General features: G+C 60.3%; 15 protein-coding genes. 7 read left to right on the top strand and 8 right to left on the bottom strand.

Annotation, left to right across the window (positions count from 1 at the left end):
• Positions 1-198 precede the first annotated feature (198 nt).
• Positions 199-1,167: a polyprenyl synthetase family protein gene (locus tag RYC18_RS07190; RefSeq protein ID WP_010202120.1), complete on the top strand. Its 969-nt coding sequence runs from the start codon at positions 199-201 to the stop codon at positions 1,165-1,167.
• Positions 1,168-1,249: 82 nt separating this feature from the next.
• Here the strand turns inward: RYC18_RS07190 and RYC18_RS07185 are convergent, their stop codons facing one another.
• The 5 genes from RYC18_RS07185 to selD form a co-directional block, all read right to left on the bottom strand.
• On the bottom strand, positions 1,250-2,146 hold the full coding sequence (locus tag RYC18_RS07185; protein ID WP_005746377.1) for a LysR family transcriptional regulator: 897 nt from the start codon (positions 2,144-2,146) through the stop codon (positions 1,250-1,252).
• Positions 2,147-2,204: 58 nt separating this feature from the next.
• Positions 2,205-2,792, bottom strand: a complete 588-nt coding sequence (locus tag RYC18_RS07180; RefSeq protein WP_005733829.1) for an NAD(P)H-dependent oxidoreductase — start codon at positions 2,790-2,792, stop codon at positions 2,205-2,207.
• Between the two features lie 199 nt (positions 2,793-2,991).
• Positions 2,992-3,756, bottom strand: coding sequence for a sulfite exporter TauE/SafE family protein (locus RYC18_RS07175; protein WP_005777786.1), 765 nt, complete (start codon positions 3,754-3,756; stop codon positions 2,992-2,994).
• 33 nt (positions 3,757-3,789) lie between these two features.
• Positions 3,790-4,890: a tRNA 2-selenouridine(34) synthase MnmH gene (gene mnmH, locus RYC18_RS07170; RefSeq protein ID WP_316884668.1), complete on the bottom strand. Its 1,101-nt coding sequence runs from the start codon at positions 4,888-4,890 to the stop codon at positions 3,790-3,792.
• On the bottom strand, positions 4,890-5,924 hold the full coding sequence (gene selD, locus RYC18_RS07165) for a selenide, water dikinase SelD (protein WP_010203008.1): 1,035 nt from the start codon (positions 5,922-5,924) through the stop codon (positions 4,890-4,892). Before selD ends, mnmH begins: the two co-directional genes overlap by 1 nt.
• A gap of 235 nt (positions 5,925-6,159) precedes the next feature.
• On the opposite strand from selD, the gene RYC18_RS07160 reads away from it, so the two are divergent.
• Genes RYC18_RS07160 through phnE form a run of 4 tightly spaced genes read left to right on the top strand, consistent with a single transcriptional unit; the run spans position 6,160 to position 9,390 of the window.
• Positions 6,160-7,011, top strand: a complete 852-nt coding sequence (locus RYC18_RS07160; protein ID WP_005777781.1) for a putative selenate ABC transporter substrate-binding protein — start codon at positions 6,160-6,162, stop codon at positions 7,009-7,011.
• Positions 7,008-7,805: a phosphonate ABC transporter ATP-binding protein gene (locus RYC18_RS07155; RefSeq protein WP_005777780.1), complete on the top strand. Its 798-nt coding sequence runs from the start codon at positions 7,008-7,010 to the stop codon at positions 7,803-7,805. The genes RYC18_RS07160 and RYC18_RS07155 overlap by 4 nt, the downstream gene beginning before the upstream one ends.
• Positions 7,799-8,626 carry a PhnE/PtxC family ABC transporter permease gene (locus RYC18_RS07150; RefSeq protein ID WP_005777778.1) on the top strand — a complete coding sequence of 276 codons (828 nt, stop codon included), beginning with the start codon at positions 7,799-7,801 and terminating at the stop codon, positions 8,624-8,626. Before RYC18_RS07155 ends, RYC18_RS07150 begins: the two co-directional genes overlap by 7 nt.
• Positions 8,623-9,390: a phosphonate ABC transporter, permease protein PhnE gene (gene phnE, locus RYC18_RS07145; protein ID WP_010203014.1), complete on the top strand. Its 768-nt coding sequence runs from the start codon at positions 8,623-8,625 to the stop codon at positions 9,388-9,390. The genes RYC18_RS07150 and phnE overlap by 4 nt, the downstream gene beginning before the upstream one ends.
• A gap of 66 nt (positions 9,391-9,456) precedes the next feature.
• Here the strand turns inward: phnE and ggt are convergent, their stop codons facing one another.
• The 3 genes from ggt to RYC18_RS07130 form a co-directional block, all read right to left on the bottom strand.
• A complete protein-coding gene (gene ggt / locus RYC18_RS07140) occupies positions 9,457-11,184 on the bottom strand; it encodes a gamma-glutamyltransferase (protein ID WP_005777773.1) in 1,728 nt (575 codons plus the stop codon).
• A 205-nt stretch (positions 11,185-11,389) separates the two neighbouring features.
• Positions 11,390-12,277 (bottom strand): 3-hydroxyisobutyrate dehydrogenase, encoded by an 888-nt coding sequence (mmsB, locus tag RYC18_RS07135; RefSeq protein WP_044295228.1) that lies wholly within the window; start codon positions 12,275-12,277, stop codon positions 11,390-11,392.
• Between the two features lie 33 nt (positions 12,278-12,310).
• Entirely contained in the window at positions 12,311-13,837 is a 1,527-nt protein-coding gene (locus RYC18_RS07130) for a CoA-acylating methylmalonate-semialdehyde dehydrogenase (RefSeq protein WP_044295225.1), read from the bottom strand.
• A 158-nt stretch (positions 13,838-13,995) separates the two neighbouring features.
• Between RYC18_RS07130 and RYC18_RS07125 the strand changes: the two genes are divergently transcribed.
• Both RYC18_RS07125 and RYC18_RS07120 read left to right on the top strand, forming a co-directional pair.
• Complete coding sequence (locus RYC18_RS07125) at positions 13,996-14,943, top strand: LysR family transcriptional regulator (protein ID WP_057404215.1); 948 nt, start codon at positions 13,996-13,998, stop codon at positions 14,941-14,943.
• Positions 14,944-15,216: 273 nt separating this feature from the next.
• Positions 15,217-15,535: contractile injection system protein, VgrG/Pvc8 family (locus tag RYC18_RS07120; RefSeq protein ID WP_316884662.1), on the top strand; the 319-nt coding region annotated here is incomplete at its 3' end.

Raw genomic sequence — 15,535 nt, 5'->3', positions numbered from 1 at the left:
AAGAGTATCGGCTGGCATGGCTGCATGGGGCTGGAACGGCCCGTTTGCATTGCGTAAGGCAGGTGCTGCCCAGGAAAGTTAGGGTGCGCGATTGTACGCAAGGCATTCGTGTGTTGCAAGAGGCGGGTCGTCATACCTTGACACGCTCTACCCCGCGACCTAGCATGCGGCGCAACCTATCCGGAGCACGTGTCGCTGATGCAACCCCAAGCCTTCTATCGCGCGGTGGCGGACGACTTTAGTGCCGTTGACCTTATCATCAAAAAGCAACTGACGTCGCGCGTACCGCTGGTCTCGAAAATCGGTGATTACATTACGTCGGCAGGCGGCAAGCGTCTGCGTCCGTTGCTGGTACTGCTGTGTGGCAAGGCGCTGGGCCGCGAAGGCGATGACCTTCGCCTGCTGGCCGCCACCATCGAATTCCTCCACACCGCAACCCTGCTGCATGACGACGTCGTCGACATGTCCGGCATGCGTCGTGGTCGATCCACCGCCAACGCGCTGTGGGGCAATGCGCCCAGCGTGCTGGTCGGCGACTTCCTGTATTCGCGCTCGTTCGAAATGATGGTCGAACTGGGCTCGATGGAAGTCATGAGAATCCTGTCCAAGGCGACCCGTATCATTGCCGAAGGCGAAGTGCTGCAGTTGTCGAAGATTCGCGACGCCAGCACCACTGAAGAAACCTACATGGAAGTGATTCGCGGCAAGACAGCCATGCTGTTCGAAGCCTCGACTCACAGTGCCGCAGCCCTGTGCAACGCACCAGAGGTACAGAGCGAAGCGCTGCGCACCTTCGGCGACCATCTGGGCGTGGCTTTCCAGCTGGTCGATGACTTGCTGGACTACCGTGGCGATGCCGAAACCCTGGGCAAGAACGTCGGCGACGACCTTGCCGAAGGCAAGCCTACCCTGCCGCTGATCTACACCATGCGTGAAGGCAGCCCGGAGCAGGCCGCGCTGGTTCGTCAGGCGATCCAGAAAGGTGGTCTGGAAGATCTGGAAAGCATCCGCAATGCTGTGGAAAGCGCTGGAGCGCTGGACTACACCGCACAACTGGCCCGTGACTATGCCGCCCGCGCGATCGCCTGTCTGGATGCCCTGCCGCCCAGCGAGTACCGGGATGTATTGGTCGAGCTGAGCGAGTTTGCGGTCGCCCGCACACACTGACAGCCATCGCAGCCGAAAAGCCCGTCCAGCGTGACGGGCTTTTTTATTACCTGCGCACAACGCCCATCGCGCTCAAGCACCTTCAGTGTGTGTAGCCAGCAAGTTTCTCCTGCATGAAATCCAGAAAACACTGAATCCTCAACGCCAGTCGCGAATTGCGGTAGTACACGGCATGAATCGGCTGACGATAGCCACTGTTGGCGCCCTTCAACAGACAGACCAGCCGCCCCTCGCGCAGGTCATCATTGGTCATGAAGTCGGAAAGACAGGCGATTCCCACGCCCTCCAGCACCAGATGGCGCAAGGTGTCACCGCTGGATGCCGAAATGGCAGGCTTGATGGACAGGCGATCGCCCTCAGCGTGGCGCAACGGCCATTGATTGAGAGATTCCACGTGTGTGAAACCCACCAATACGTGTTGCGCCAGATCTTCTGCGGTTTTCGGGGAGCCGTGGCGTTGCAGGTAAGCCGGGCTGGCGACGATATTCAGCAGGCAACTGCCCAGCGAGCGGGCATGCAGGGTTGAGTCAGGCAGCACGCCGATTCGAATGGCAATATCGGTGCTCTGCTCAAGCAGGTCGATGAACCAGTCATCACTGTTGAGTTCCAGTTCGATATCCGGGTAACGCTGACGAAACTCCGCCACATGCGGCACGATGCAATGCAGCATGAACGGTGATGCGGCATTGATACGCAAGCGGCCAGCGGGCGTCTGCCGGGAGGAAGAGAGCCTTTCTTCCAGGCTTTCCATCTGCTCAAGAATATGGCGGGCCCGTTCCAGAAAGAACTTGCCCTCCTCGGTCAGATCCATGCGCCGCGTCGTGCGGTTGATCAGCGTGGTTTCAAGCTTGGCTTCCAGACGTGACAGGGTACGGCTGACACCGGAGGGCGTCTGGCCCATTTTCTCTGCCGCCGCGGAAATCGAACCGCTTTCGATGACCGAGACAAACACCTGCAATTCATCAGATCTGGCTTTCACTGTTGTCCCCTGCTCAACGCTCAGAGGATATTAGCGCTGTTCAGTGCAAAGGTTGTGCTTACTGCGCACCAAACACTTTGCCCAGGTGAGCCTCGTAACGCTGCACATCCGCTTCGATATTCGGCATTTTCATCACGTCCACTGCCAGAAACGTCGGCAGCCCGGTCATACCCAGAAACTCGTTGGCCTTGTGAAACGGGAAGTACACCGCGTCGACGCCCTTGGCCTCGAAGAAATCAGAAGCGTCATCGAAGGCTTTCTGTGGCGCATTCCAGGTCGCGGAAATCATGTATTGCTTGCCCTGCAGCAAGCCACCGCTGCCATACGTCTGTGACGCATCCGAACGGGTGCGGCCGTCATTGGCGTACAGGCTGCCGTGTCCTTCGGTGAACACTTCATCAATGTATTTTTTCACTGTCCATGGCGCCCCCATCCACCAGCCAGGCATTTGCCAGACGATGACATCGGCCCAGAGAAACTTCTGCACTTCCTCGGCCACGTTGTAACCGCCGTCAATGAAGGTTTCCTTCACATCAAAACCGGCACGGTCCATGAACGCCACTCCAGCCTGATGCAGGGTTGCGTTGTAACGACCATCGGAGTGCGCGAACTGCTTGCCGCCGTTGAGGAACAATACTTTTTTCATGGATGATCTCTCGCTACCCGACCCCGCCCGTCTTGAGGCTGAGATGGAGGTGATTAATGGATGAGCCGAGAGTAAAGAGATGTGCGCCCATGAGTAAGACAGCGAAGGGCAAAATACTCTTGCTTCACAGTCACGAATGGCGTTAAGACTATTGAGCGAAATGCCTGAGCGGATGAGGACAGGTTTACCCCCATCAGGCTCAACCCTTTATCAGCAGGTGCAGCCCCAACAGCCCCATGCCGATGAAGAACACGCGCTTGAACAGCATCGCGCTGATTCGCTGGCGCAGCCATTGCCCCAGCATCATGCCCAACAGGGCTGGCATCAGCGCCAACGTGGATGCGCCCAGTTCTGCGCCGCCCAGCGCACCGTTCCACGACAAGCCCGCTGCCAACGCCAGCGTCGAGACTGTGAAGGACAACCCCAGCGCCTGGACCAACTGGTCGCGCTCAAGCCCCAGCGCCTGCAGATAAGGCACCACGGGAATCACGAATACCCCGGTGGCCGAAGCGATAACCCCGGTGATCAAACCGCACAGCGGGCCCAGCCAGCGCTCGGCAGCGGCAGCAACCCTGAAGGTCGGCAAAAACAGCCCGCTCAGTGCGTAGAGAAACAACGCGCCACCCAACGCGCGGGTCATTGAATGACCGCCACTCATGCCCAGCCAGAACGCCCCGGCCAGAGTGCCGATGAAAATCATGCTCAGCATCGGCCATAGCCGCTTCAGCAAAGGCTGCAGATTGCCACCCGTCGCCAGTTGCCAGACATTGGTGAACGTCGACGGGATGATCAGTAACGCCGCAGCCTGCGCCGGCAGCATGGCCAGCCCCAGCAACCCCATTGCCACCGTAGGCAAGCCCAGGCCGATGACACCCTTGACCGTTCCGGCCAGCAGAAAGGTGCCGATCACCAGAGCCGAAAGGCCCCAGCCGAGGGTTTGATAGAAGTCGAGAATTGAGTGCATGGCATCCCTGCCCAGGTCGATAAAAAGTGGGGCCTAACGTTTGTCAGACCGCTCGCGCAAATAGGCCAGCACGTCCATCTGGTTGCCGGCGAATTCGATACGCGCAGCTTTATGTTCGCGCTGATAAGCGTACATCGGGTCGTAATATTCGCCGAGCAGGCCCTCGATCCAGCCCCTGTGCAGATCAACCTTACCGCTGCGCTGTTGCTCGTCCAGCGCTGCCTGCATAAGGCCGAACAAGCGTTGATGACGCTCGCCGCCCAGGCGTTTGTGAATGTTGTTCAGGCTCTGCAATAGACGCTCGGCGAACAGGCCAAAGCCTTGCTCTTCGCCCTTGACGCTGATGAACTCTGCGCAGAGGTTGACCACATAATCCGCCAGAATGCGCTCGACGCGGTTCTCGAAGCTGTCTTCCAGCCAGACCATCGGGCAGTCTTGCATTGCTTGATGAAGCTCCAGCGGCACGTTGCAACTGCCGACCAGACGGCTTTCATCTTCCACAACGAATTGTTCGATACCGGCTGCGCGCTTCTTGAGCAAATCGATGGCCAGCCGGTTCTCGAAGTCGATCTGCGCCGGCTGCCCGGTGGCACGCTTACCGAAGCTAGAGCCGCGGTGGTTGGCGATGCCTTCCAGGTCCAGGCTGTTGCGCAGCTGCGTCAACACTTCGGTCTTGCCCGTGCCGGTCATTCCGCCGAGCACGACGATATCGCACTCGCTCACCGCCTCGTGCAGGGTATCCAGCAGAAACGTGCGCATCGCCTTGTAGCCGCCAAGAACGCGCGGGTAGTCGACCCCGGCATCCTTCAGCCAGCGCTGTACCGTCTGCGAGCGCAGCCCGCCGCGAAAGCAATACAGGCAGCCATCCGGATTCGCCCTGGCGAACTCGATCCACGCGCGGACACGTTCGTCCTTGACCTGACCGCAGACCAATTGATGCCCGAGCTGGATAGCGGCGTCCTGGCCATGTTGCTTGTAGCAGGTGCCGACCTTCTGCCGCTCGATGTCGTTCATCAGCGGCAGGTTGATCACACCAGGAAAAGCCCCCTTGGAAAACTCCACCGGAGCACGAGCGTCCATCATCGGCACGTCGTTGAGAAACAATGCGCGGTAGTCGCTGCTGTTGTCGGCCATCAGAACACCTCGACGGCGTGGGTCTGTCGCTCACGCAGGGTGCCGATAGGGTTGAGCAGCAGGCCCAGTTCGGCAGCCACCGTCAGAAACTCCGCCTCACCTTCAGGGCTGACCGCGACCAGCAGACCGCCGCTGGTCTGTGGGTCGCACAGCAGGTCGCGCTGGGCCTCGCTCAGCGCAGCGATCCTGTCGCCATAGCTTTCAAAATTGCGCAACGTGCCGCCCGGCACACAGCCCTCGGCAATGTAATGCTCGACGCCGGGCAGGCGCGGTACAGCGGCGTAATCCAGACGAGCGGTCAGGCCTGCACCATCAGCCATTTCAACCAGATGCCCGAGCAGACCGAAGCCGGTGACATCGGTCATTGCCAGCACCCCGGCCAGCTTGCCGAAGCGACTGCCTGGCTTGTTCAAGGTACACATCCAGTCGCGCGCCAGACCGATGTCTTCATCACGCAATTTCGACTTTTTCTCAGCAGTAGTGAGAATGCCAATGCCCAACGGCTTGGTCAGGTACAGCGTGCACCCCGCCTGGGCGGTGTCGTTACGTTTCATGTGCTTTTTCTGCACCACGCCGGTCACCGCCAGACCGAAGATCGGCTCAGGCGCATCGATGGAGTGCCCGCCAGCCAGCGGGATACCGGCAGCGTCGCAGACTGCACGGCCACCGCGAATGACTTCACGAGCGACCTCGGGTGGCAGCACGTTGACCGGCCAGCCGAGAATGGCGATGGCCATCAGCGGGTCGCCGCCCATCGCGTAGATATCGCTGATGGCATTGGTCGCGGCGATACGGCCGAAGTCGAACGGGTCATCGACGATAGGCATAAAGAAGTCAGTGGTCGAGACCACGCCGCGCTCGTCATCCAGCGCATAGACCGCTGCGTCATCACGCGAAGCATTGCCAACCCAGAGCTTGGGGTCGAGGTTCTGAGCGCCGCTGCCCGCGAGGATCACGTCCAGCACCCTGGGGGAAATCTTGCAGCCACACCCTGCTCCGTGACTGTACTGGGTCAGGCGGATTGGCTCTTTCATCGCGACACTCTCGGTTACCGGGAAACAGGCTGCGGAGTCTAGGGGCTGTTCCCTTATCAGCGCAAACCGCATCGCCCATCGGTTGTGCCTCGGGGCCGAGAACCTGCTGAACTGGCCTTTCTCGCCATGCCTCTTATAATCCCCGCGCATCACCACCGAATTCTGTGAAGCGCCGCCTGCTGATGCACGCGGGCTTTGCCTTATCCTTCTTCCGCTATTGAACCGGAGAACCTCCATGCTCAAGCGTACCCTGGCGCTCGCCGCCGGCCTTGCCCTGTCCTTCTCCGCGCTGACCAGCCATGCGGCCGACACCCTGCGCGTCTCGGCCATTCCCGATGAAGCGCCCACCGAACTGCTGCGCAAGTTCAAGCCGCTGGGTGCCTATCTGGAACAACGACTGGGCATGAAAGTCGAGTTCGTTCCGGTCGCCGACTACCCGGCAGTGGTCGAAGCACTGGCCACTGACCGGCTCGACATGGCCTGGCTGGGCGGCTTCACCTTCGTTCAGGTCAACCTCAAGACCGGTAATGCGGTGCCACTGGTACAGCGTGAGCAGGATGCGAAATTCACCAGCAAATTCATCACCTCCGACCCGAACGTGAAAACCCTGGCGGACCTCAAGGGCAAGACGTTTGCTTTCGGCTCGGTGTCGTCGACATCCGGCAGCCTGATGCCGCGTTATTTCATGCTCAAGGAAAACATCAAGCCGGAAACGTTCTTCAGCCGCGTCGCCTATTCCGGCGCGCATGACGCAACTGCCGCATGGGTTCAGGCGGGCAAGGTCGATGCGGGCGTGCTCAACGCCAGCGTCTGGGACAAACTGGTCGCCAGCGGCAAGGTCGACACCAGCAAGGTTCACGTCTTCGAAACCACGCCAACGTATTTCGACTACAACTGGACTGTACGCGGCAGCATCGACCCGGCGCTGGCGGCGAAGATCAAACAGGCCTTCCTTGACCTTGACCCGGCTAACCCGGAGCAGAAGGCAATCCTTGATCTTCAGGCTGCCAGCCGCTTCATCGAGACCAAACCAGAGAACTACAAAGGCATCGAAGAAGCCGCTCGCGCTGCCGACCTGCTGAAATGACCCTGCGTCTGTCCGGCATCGAACTGCGCCACAGCGACGGCACACTGGCGTTGCGCGGCCTTGATCTGAACATCGCTCGTGGCGAGCGGGTCGCGATCATCGGGCCGTCGGGTGCGGGCAAGACAACGCTGCTCAACCTGCTGGCCAGCGCGTTGCCGCCCAGTGCCGGACAACTGGAAGTGCTGGGGGCTGATCCCTGGCAGCTTTCCAGCAAACGCCGCCAGCGCCTGCGCAGCCGCATTGCGCTGATTCATCAGGCACCGCCGTTACCCGCGCGCCAACGGGTCATCACTGCGGTGTCGGCGGGCAAACTTGGTCAATGGGGGCTGGGCAAAAGTCTGCTGAACCTGCTGCACCCACTGGACGTTTCTGGCACCCGCGAAGTGCTGGCACGTCTGGACCTCGCGGACAAACTGTTCGAGCGCTGCCAGCAGTTGTCTGGCGGGCAGCTGCAACGCGTTGGCATCGCCCGCGCCTTGTATCAGGCACCTGAACTGCTGCTGGCCGACGAGCCGGTTTCGGCGATGGACCCGCGTCTGGCCGATCACACCCTTGCGCTGTTATGCCAGCACGCCATCGAGCACCACGTGACGCTGGTCGCCAGCCTGCATGCGGTGGAGCTGGCGCTGGCGCACTTTCCGCGAATCATCGGGGTGCGCGACGGGCAAGTTCACTTCGACCTCGCCGCAAACGAGGTCGACCGGCAGCATCTCGACACCCTGTATGCCAATGAACAACTGAGCCCTCAGCCTGCCCCGGATGTGTCTGAAACACCCTGGACGCCGCGATGCTGACTCAGGATCAGCGCGACCCGGCGGCAACGCCACGCCTGTTGCTGACGCTGCTGGCGGTCGCCCTGCTCTGGCCGGGCATTCGTCTGGCCGAACTGAATCCGCTGGTACTGCTGCAAGCCGATAATGCGCGGACGATGGGCAGCTTTCTCGCTGGGTTCTGGCCTGTGGCGCACTCTGCAGAATTCCTCGGGCTGTTGTTGGAGGCGACATTGCAAACGCTGGCTATCGCCACGGCTGGCATCGCCCTTGCTCTGCTGCTGGCTGTACCGGCAAGCCTGCTCGCCAGCAAGGCGCTGTCCCTGTCGGCCGCCTCACGCGGCGGGCGTCCCGGTTGGCTCGGCCAATGCCTGCGCTGGCCGGTGCGCGGCATGTTGATCTTCCTGCGCAGCGTGCCGGAAATCGTCTGGGCGCTATTGTTCGTGCGCGCGGTCGGCTTGGGTCCGACCGCGGGCGTGCTGGCAATCGCCATCACTTACGCAGGCATGCTCGGTAAGGTATACGCCGAGATTTTCGAATCGGTGGACCAACGCCCGGCCCACGCCCTGCTTCAATCGGGCAGCGGACGCCTCGCCGCGCTGGCTTACGGCATCCTGCCCAGTGCGGCAGCCGAATTGACGTCCTACACTGTGTACCGCTGGGAGTGCGCCGTGCGCGCTTCGGTGGTCATGGGTTTCGTCGGCGCAGGCGGACTGGGTCAGCAGATCGACCTGTCGATGCGCATGTTCGCCGGTGACGAAGTGGCGAGCATGCTGCTGACCTTCCTGCTGCTGGTGCTGCTCGCCGACCAGCTCAGCCGCCTGCTGCGCAGGCAGTTCACATGAAGCGCGCAGGCAATCTGCTGCTGGTGCTGGCGATGATTAAGGCAGTGATCGCATCGTTTATGTACCTCGGCCTCGACCTCTTCACCCTGGGCAGTCACGACAACCTGACGCAGATGGGCCGTTACGCATTGCGCTTCATGAGCCCGGACCTCAGCAGTGAGCATTTGCAGGCAATCGGCCAGGGCGCTCTGGAAACTCTGGCAATGTCTGCACTGGGCACATTGCTGGCGGCCATCGCAGGTTTGTTGCTGGCATTGCCCGCTGCCGGTCGCCTGGGCTGGCCGTTGCGCAGCGTGAGTCGTCTGCTGCTCAATGCACTGCGTGCCATTCCGGAACTGGTGTGGGCCGTGTTGATGGTGCTCGCCGCAGGTCTTGGACCCAACGCGGGCACTCTGGCGCTTGCACTGCACACCACTGGCGTACTCGGCAGATTGTTTGCCGAGGCACTGGAAAACACTGCACCCGAGCCCGCCGCTGCCATTCGCATGCAAGGCGGTAGTGCCTGGCAGGCATTCGGCTATGGCACCCTGCCCAACCTGTGGCCGCAGTTGCTGGCCTACACGCTGTACCGCTGGGAGAACAACATTCGCATGGCCAGCGTGCTGGGTTTTGTTGGCGCGGGTGGGTTGGGCCAGATGCTTTACATAAGTCTCAGCCTGTTTCAGGAAGCGCAGGCCAGCACCGTGATTCTGGCGATGCTGATCCTGGTGTTCGCCGTTGACGCGTTGAGCGGCTGGAGCAGACAGCGTTGGGTAAGCAACTGACCCGGCACCAGAAACGAAAACGCCACGGTCCTGAAGCTCGGAACCGTGGCGTGATCACAGAGTGACTCAGTAGCCCAGTGACAACCCGGTGTTGCGACGCGGGTCGTTGGCACCGTAGAAGCGGTTGTTACCGACCGGTTTGCCGCCCAGCGAAGGCGCGCCTACCAGAATCGCTGCCACATGATTGAGTGGCTGCGGACCGGCAAACTTGTGGCCCCAGCTCTCAAGAATCTTCAGCGTGTCGGGGCTGACCGCGAAGGTATCGATGTTGGTCGCCTCAGGCTGCCATTGCTGATGGAAACGCGGCGCGTCCACAGCTTCCTGAATGTTCATACCGTAGTCGATGACGTTGAGCATGGTCAGCAACGTCGCGGTAATGATGCGACTGCCACCTGGCGTGCCGACAACCATCACGGCCTTGCCGTCCTTGGTGACGATGGTCGGGCTCATCGAAGACAGCGGCGTCTTGCCCGGCGCGATGGCGTTGGCTTCGCCCTGCACCAGACCGTACATGTTGGGCACGCCGACCTTGACGGTGAAGTCATCCATTTCGTCGTTGAGAATCACACCGGTCTTGCTGGCCATGACGCCCGCGCCGAACCAGTTGTTCAGAGTGTAGGTCACCGAGACCGCATTGCCCCATTTATCGACAATCGAATAGTGGGTGGTGTTGCTGCCTTCATGGGGCGCGACGCCCGGTTTGATCTTGTTCGAGTCGCCGGCTTTTTGCGGCTCGATGGCCTCACGCAGCTTGGCCGCGTACTTCACGTCCAGCAGGTGCTCGACCGGGTTCTTGACGAAATCGGGGTCGCCCAGATAGCTGTTGCGGTCTACGTAGGCATGACGCATGGCTTCGATCTGATAATGCATACCCTGCGCCGAGCGGAAGCCCAGCTCTTTCATCGGGTAGCCCTCGAGGATGTTCAGAATCTGGCAGATGACCACGCCACCGGAACTTGGAGGTGGCGCTGACACGACGTGGTAGCCACGGTAGTCGCATTCGACCGGAGCCAGCTCGCGGGTCTTGTAATGATCGAGGTCGGCCTGGGTGATGATGCCCTTGCCAGCCTGGCTTGAATCGACCAGCGCCTTGGCGACCCAGCCCTTGTAGAAACCGTCGCTGCCCTTATCGGAGATTTCTTTAAGAGTCTTGGCCAGGTCTTTCTGCACCAGCTTCTGACCAACCTGCATCGGCTCGCCCTTGTCGAGGAAGATCGACCCGGAATCAGCCATATCTGCCTTGAACACCTCCGTGGCGCTCGACAGCATGTCGACATCGCCCTGACCCAGCACAAAGCCCTCCTCGGCCAGCTTGATCGCCGGGGCGATAACTTCTTCGCGTTTGCGGGTGCCGTACTTGCTCAGGGCCATTTCCATGCCGGACACGGTGCCCGGCACGCCAACGGCCAGATGACCTTTGGCACTGAGATCAGGAATGACCTTGCCGTCCTTGTCCAGGTACATGTTGGCCGTCGCGGCCAGAGGTGCCTTTTCGCGGAAGTCGAGGAAAGTCTTGCGCCCGTCCGCCAACTGGACGGTCATGAAGCCGCCGCCACCGAGGTTACCGGCCGCAGGGTAGACCACCGCCAGCGCGTAACCGACCGCTACAGCCGCATCGACGGCGTTGCCGCCAGCCTTGAGCACATCGACACCCACATGGGTAGCCAGGTGCTGAGCCGTCACAACCATGCCGTTTTCGGCGGCAACCGGGGCTTGTGATGCAGCAAATGAGGGGGAATAAGCGACGATCAATGCCGTCGCTATCAGCGATCTGGCGAGGGGTTCGAACTTCATGGTCGATCTCTTCTTTTTCTGAGTCAGGGACGTTTGATGAGTGGAGCGCCAGCCTCCAGGCGAGGATGCGGCGCTTCTCGTCGAAGCGTACCGAGCATCCCTGCGCTGATCTGACGAGGTCCAAAGTAGCCGGTTCTGCCACGTTTTCCTAATGTAAAAACCGGATACAAAGCTACGCCCCACTGATTCCCGACACGGGTGACGCCTAGGCTTTCGGGCGATACCCCTCAATGATCGCCGAGAAATCCTTGCCGCCATCACCGCGCAGGCCCATGGCCTGGTACAGCTGTTGCGCCACGGCGCCGAGGATGACCGGTTGATGCGCAGCGCGCGCAGCCTCGGTTGCCAGGCCAAGATCCTTTAGCATCAACTCAGCGCCAAAGCCGCCGCTGTAACCGCGTGACGCTGGAGCGGTTTCGACAATGCCGGGCCACGGGTTGTACGCCTCGGAACTCCAGCAACGGCCAGTCGAGGTATTGATGATGCCGGCCAGCACATGAGTATCGATGCCCAGCGCATTGCCCAATGCCATGGACTCGGACACGCCGATCATGGAAATCGCCAGCAGCATGTTGTTGCAGATCTTGGCAATCTGGCCGGTGCCCACGTCGCCACAATGCACGATGTTACGGCCCATCTGCTCCAGTACCGGTTTGAGCACGGCAAAATGCTCGGCAGATCCGCCGACCATGAACGTCAACGTCCCGGCCTGCGCGCCACCGGTGCCGCCTGACACCGGCGCGTCGCCCAACACCACGCCTTGCTGTGCGGCGACAGCGGCGATGTCACGGATGGTCTGCGGGTCGATGGTGCTGCAATCAACCGCCGGAACGCCGGGTGAGATGCCTTTCAGCACGCCGTCGTCGTTCAGGTACACGCTACGCACATGCGCCGCAGCAGGCAGCATGGTGATGAGCAGCTCGCTGCCTTCGGCGGCCTGCCGGGGTGAGTCGCTGACCTGTGCGCCCAGACCGGCGAATTCAGCCAGCACGCTCTTGTTGAGATCGAACACCTGCAAGGTGTGTCCGGCCTTGATCAGGTTGCGGGCCATGGGCGCGCCCATGTTGCCCAGACCGATAAATGCGATGTTCATTATTGTTCTCCTGGCCCGACTGACAGGCTGTGCTCAACGCAAATTGATCGTGGTGTTCACGCCGTCGTTCACGCTGTCGTCATCGAACCAGCGGCTGGTAACGGTCTTGGTCTGAGTGTAGAACTGCACCACCTGTTTGCCATACGGGCCCAGATCGCCCAGTTTGGAACCTCGCGAGCCGGTAAAACTGAAAAACGGCACCGGCACGGGAATCGGAATATTGATCCCGACCTGCCCGACATCAATCTCGCTTTGAAACTTGCGCGCCGCCGCCCCGCTCTGGGTGAACAAGCCAGTGCCGTTGCCGAACGGGTTGGCGTTAACCAGCGCGATAGCCTCATCAAGGGTGTCGACCTCAAGCACCACCAGCACCGGACCGAAAATCTCCTGGGTGTAGATCTGCATGTCGGTGGTGACACCCGAGAACAGCGTCGGCCCTACGAAGTTGCCGCGCTCGTAACCCGGCACCGAAACCTCCCGACCATCCAGTTCAAGCGTCGCGCCTTCACGCACACCGCTCTCGATGAGGTCCAGAATGCGCTGCTTTGCCTTTCTGGAAATCACCGGCCCGATGTCCGTCCCTGCCTCCTGGCCGGCATTGACCTTGAGTTTCTGCGCCCGCGCCTTGAGGTCCGGCAGCCACTGTTTCGACGCACCGACCAGCACCACTACTGAGGTCGCCATGCAACGCTGGCCCGCTGCACCAAAACCTGCGCCCACCAATGCATTCAGCGTTTGCTCACGGTTGGCATCAGGCAGCACGACCGCGTGATTTTTCGCGCCCATCATCGCCTGCACACGCTTGCCGTGCCGACCGGCCAGATCGTAGACATGCGTGCCGACAGCGGTCGAACCGACAAAGGAAACAGCCTTGATGTCCTTGTGAGTGCAGATCGCGTCCACCACCTCCTTGCCGCCATGCACCACATTCAGCACGCCGGCCGGCACTCCGGCCTCAATCGCCAACTCAACCAGCAACAGCGTCGACAGCGGGTCCTGCTCAGAAGGTTTGAGGACAAAGGTATTGCCACAGGCAATCGCCATCGGAAACATCCACAGCGGAATCATCGCCGGGAAGTTGAACGGCGTGATGCCCGCGCAGACGCCGATGGGCTGGCGCAAGGTGTAGGTATCCACGCCATTGGCAACGTTTTCGGCAAACTCGCCCATTTGCAGCGTGCCGATCGAACACGCGTGCTCGACCACCTCAAGGCCGCGAAAAATATCGCCCTCGGCATCGGCCAGGGTCTTGCCTTGCTCGGCACTCAATACTGCCGCAATGCGTTTGGAGTGTTCGCGGATCAGCGCCTGCAATTTGAGCATGATGCGCATACGCACACCGACAGGCGTTTCGCGCCAGGTGCGATAGGCCGCGTGAGCCGCAGCGACAGCAGCGTCCACTTCACTGGCCGTGGCAAATGGCACCCGGGCGAGGACTTCCTGAGTCGCAGGGTTGACGATGTCTTGCCATTCACTGCTTTGCGAGTCTATCCACTCGCCGTTGATCAGCAGTTTTACGCGAGCAACGGTGGTTGTGGTGTCGTTCAACGAGGCGTTCATTTCAGCGGTTCTCCCTCCAGCAAACCACGCATCCAGCGCATGTGCAGATGGATCGCCGTGGTCTCCCGGCAGTCTTGTTTTTGAGTTGGTCAGGGGGCGTGCTTTGGAGTATAGATGTGCAAACTTCTAACAAGAATGCAGATAAAAGCAGGGTCAACATGCAAAAAAACATCACCTCCCTGGGGCTGTTGAACTGGGATGACCTGAAGTTTTTCCTCGAAGTGGCACGCACCCGAAAAGTCAGCAGCGCGGCCCGGCGTCTGGGCGTTGACTACACCACCGTGTCGCGGCGCATCAACTCGCTGGAAACCTCACTGGGCACACTGCTCTTCGAGAAATCGCGCAACAACGGCTTCATCATGACCGCCGAAGGTCAGCGCCTGCTGGGTTATGCCGAGTCCATCGAAAGCACACTGCACATGGCTTGCGAACAGGTTTCCGGGTCCAGCGTCGCGCTATCAGGGCATGTGCGCATGGGCTGCACCGAAGGCTTCGGCAGCTTCTTCATCACCCCGCAACTGAGCCACTTTCTCGACAGCTACCCGAGCATTTCGCTGGACATCCTGCCGCTGCCGCACTTCATCAGCCTGTCTAAGCGCGAGGCGGATATCGTCATCGCCCTGGAGCGCCCGGAACACGGCCCCTACGTGTGTTGCAAACTCTGCGACTACAGCCTGCGCCTGTATGCGACCCAGGCGTATCTGGATAGCCACCCGGCCATCGAGCAAAAAGCTGACCTGAGCGAACACGTCTTCATCAGCTACGTCGACGATCTGGCGTTCAGCTCCGAGCTGCTGTACCTGAGCAACCTGCTGCCCAACGCCCAGGCACAAATGCGCAGCACCAGCGTCATCGCCCAATACACCGCCGCGCTACAAGGCCGCGCACTGGCGATCCTGCCATGCTTTCTGGCCGCTCAAGACCCGCGGCTGTTGCCGGTGCTGGCAGAAGAAGTGAACATCACTCGTCAATTCTGGATGTACTGTCGGGAGGACCTCAGGAAGCTCAAGCGGATTACATTGTTGTGGGAGTACATCCGGGAGGTGACAGAGTTGAACAAGGGTTTTTTGTTGGGGGATAAGCCGGAATTACGCTTTGCAAGATGATGCGCAAGAAGTTGCCTTGTCATGCTGTGTAATAGAGGCACTGGATAGCTGAGGAGCAAGCTTCACGTACGTTTCGAGGCGCTGCGCAACATCGCGAAAAAGCGCGCAAGATGATGCGCAGATTTTGCTGCTTTTTTTGCTCCACGCACCTAAAACCCATCCCTAACGTCGCCAACCTACTGATTCATATATAAAAATATTATCTGGCACCTTTCTTGTTATCTCTCACGCTATTCAGCGGGCGCATTCGTCCGTTACCGCGGAGAGTTTCGGATGTTCGCACCTGCCAGTCAGCCTCGTTTCAGCCTGAACATCGATAGCCACAACGGCATTGATCATGGTTTTCAGGTAATGGCGTTTACCGGCCATGAGGCCATCAACAAGCCCTTCTGCTTTACGCTTGAGCTGGTCAGCGAGCGCATGTCGCTCGACCTTGAAGACCTGCTGAATCGTCCTGCGTTTCTGCAGTTCGCACCTGACGAAGGGGGCATTCATGGCTTGATCGATCAGGTATCTCAAGGCGACTCCGGCAGACGTCTCACGCACTACTCGATCACCCTGCGCCCGCATCTGGCCCGGCTCGGGCATCGCA

It is taken from the genome of Pseudomonas syringae group sp. 247E2 (assembly GCF_032587795.1).
GTDB classification, from domain to species: Bacteria; Pseudomonadota; Gammaproteobacteria; order Pseudomonadales; family Pseudomonadaceae; genus Aquipseudomonas; species Aquipseudomonas amygdali.
This window is presented reverse-complemented; position numbering and strand designations above follow the sequence as displayed.

What these genes read in the sequence shown, in the direction of transcription:
- mnmH (WP_316884668.1), bottom strand. Translation starts at nt 4,890, where the DNA reads ATGGCCGACAACAGCAGCGACTACCGCGCATTGTTTCTCAACGACGTG.
- mmsB (WP_044295228.1), bottom strand. Translation starts at nt 12,277, where the DNA reads ATGAACATCGCATTTATCGGTCTGGGCAACATGGGCGCGCCCATGGCC.
- ggt (WP_005777773.1), bottom strand. Translation starts at nt 11,184, where the DNA reads ATGAAGTTCGAACCCCTCGCCAGATCGCTGATAGCGACGGCATTGATC.
- RYC18_RS07180 (WP_005733829.1), bottom strand. Translation starts at nt 2,792, where the DNA reads ATGAAAAAAGTATTGTTCCTCAACGGCGGCAAGCAGTTCGCGCACTCC.
- RYC18_RS07175 (WP_005777786.1), bottom strand. Translation starts at nt 3,756, where the DNA reads ATGCACTCAATTCTCGACTTCTATCAAACCCTCGGCTGGGGCCTTTCG.
- RYC18_RS07155 (WP_005777780.1), top strand. Translation starts at nt 7,008, where the DNA reads ATGACCCTGCGTCTGTCCGGCATCGAACTGCGCCACAGCGACGGCACA.
- RYC18_RS07190 (WP_010202120.1), top strand. Translation starts at nt 199, where the DNA reads ATGCAACCCCAAGCCTTCTATCGCGCGGTGGCGGACGACTTTAGTGCC.
- RYC18_RS07160 (WP_005777781.1), top strand. Translation starts at nt 6,160, where the DNA reads ATGCTCAAGCGTACCCTGGCGCTCGCCGCCGGCCTTGCCCTGTCCTTC.
- RYC18_RS07150 (WP_005777778.1), top strand. Translation starts at nt 7,799, where the DNA reads ATGCTGACTCAGGATCAGCGCGACCCGGCGGCAACGCCACGCCTGTTG.
- RYC18_RS07130 (WP_044295225.1), bottom strand. Translation starts at nt 13,837, where the DNA reads ATGAACGCCTCGTTGAACGACACCACAACCACCGTTGCTCGCGTAAAA.
- phnE (WP_010203014.1), top strand. Translation starts at nt 8,623, where the DNA reads ATGAAGCGCGCAGGCAATCTGCTGCTGGTGCTGGCGATGATTAAGGCA.
- selD (WP_010203008.1), bottom strand. Translation starts at nt 5,924, where the DNA reads ATGAAAGAGCCAATCCGCCTGACCCAGTACAGTCACGGAGCAGGGTGT.
- RYC18_RS07125 (WP_057404215.1), top strand. Translation starts at nt 13,996, where the DNA reads ATGCAAAAAAACATCACCTCCCTGGGGCTGTTGAACTGGGATGACCTG.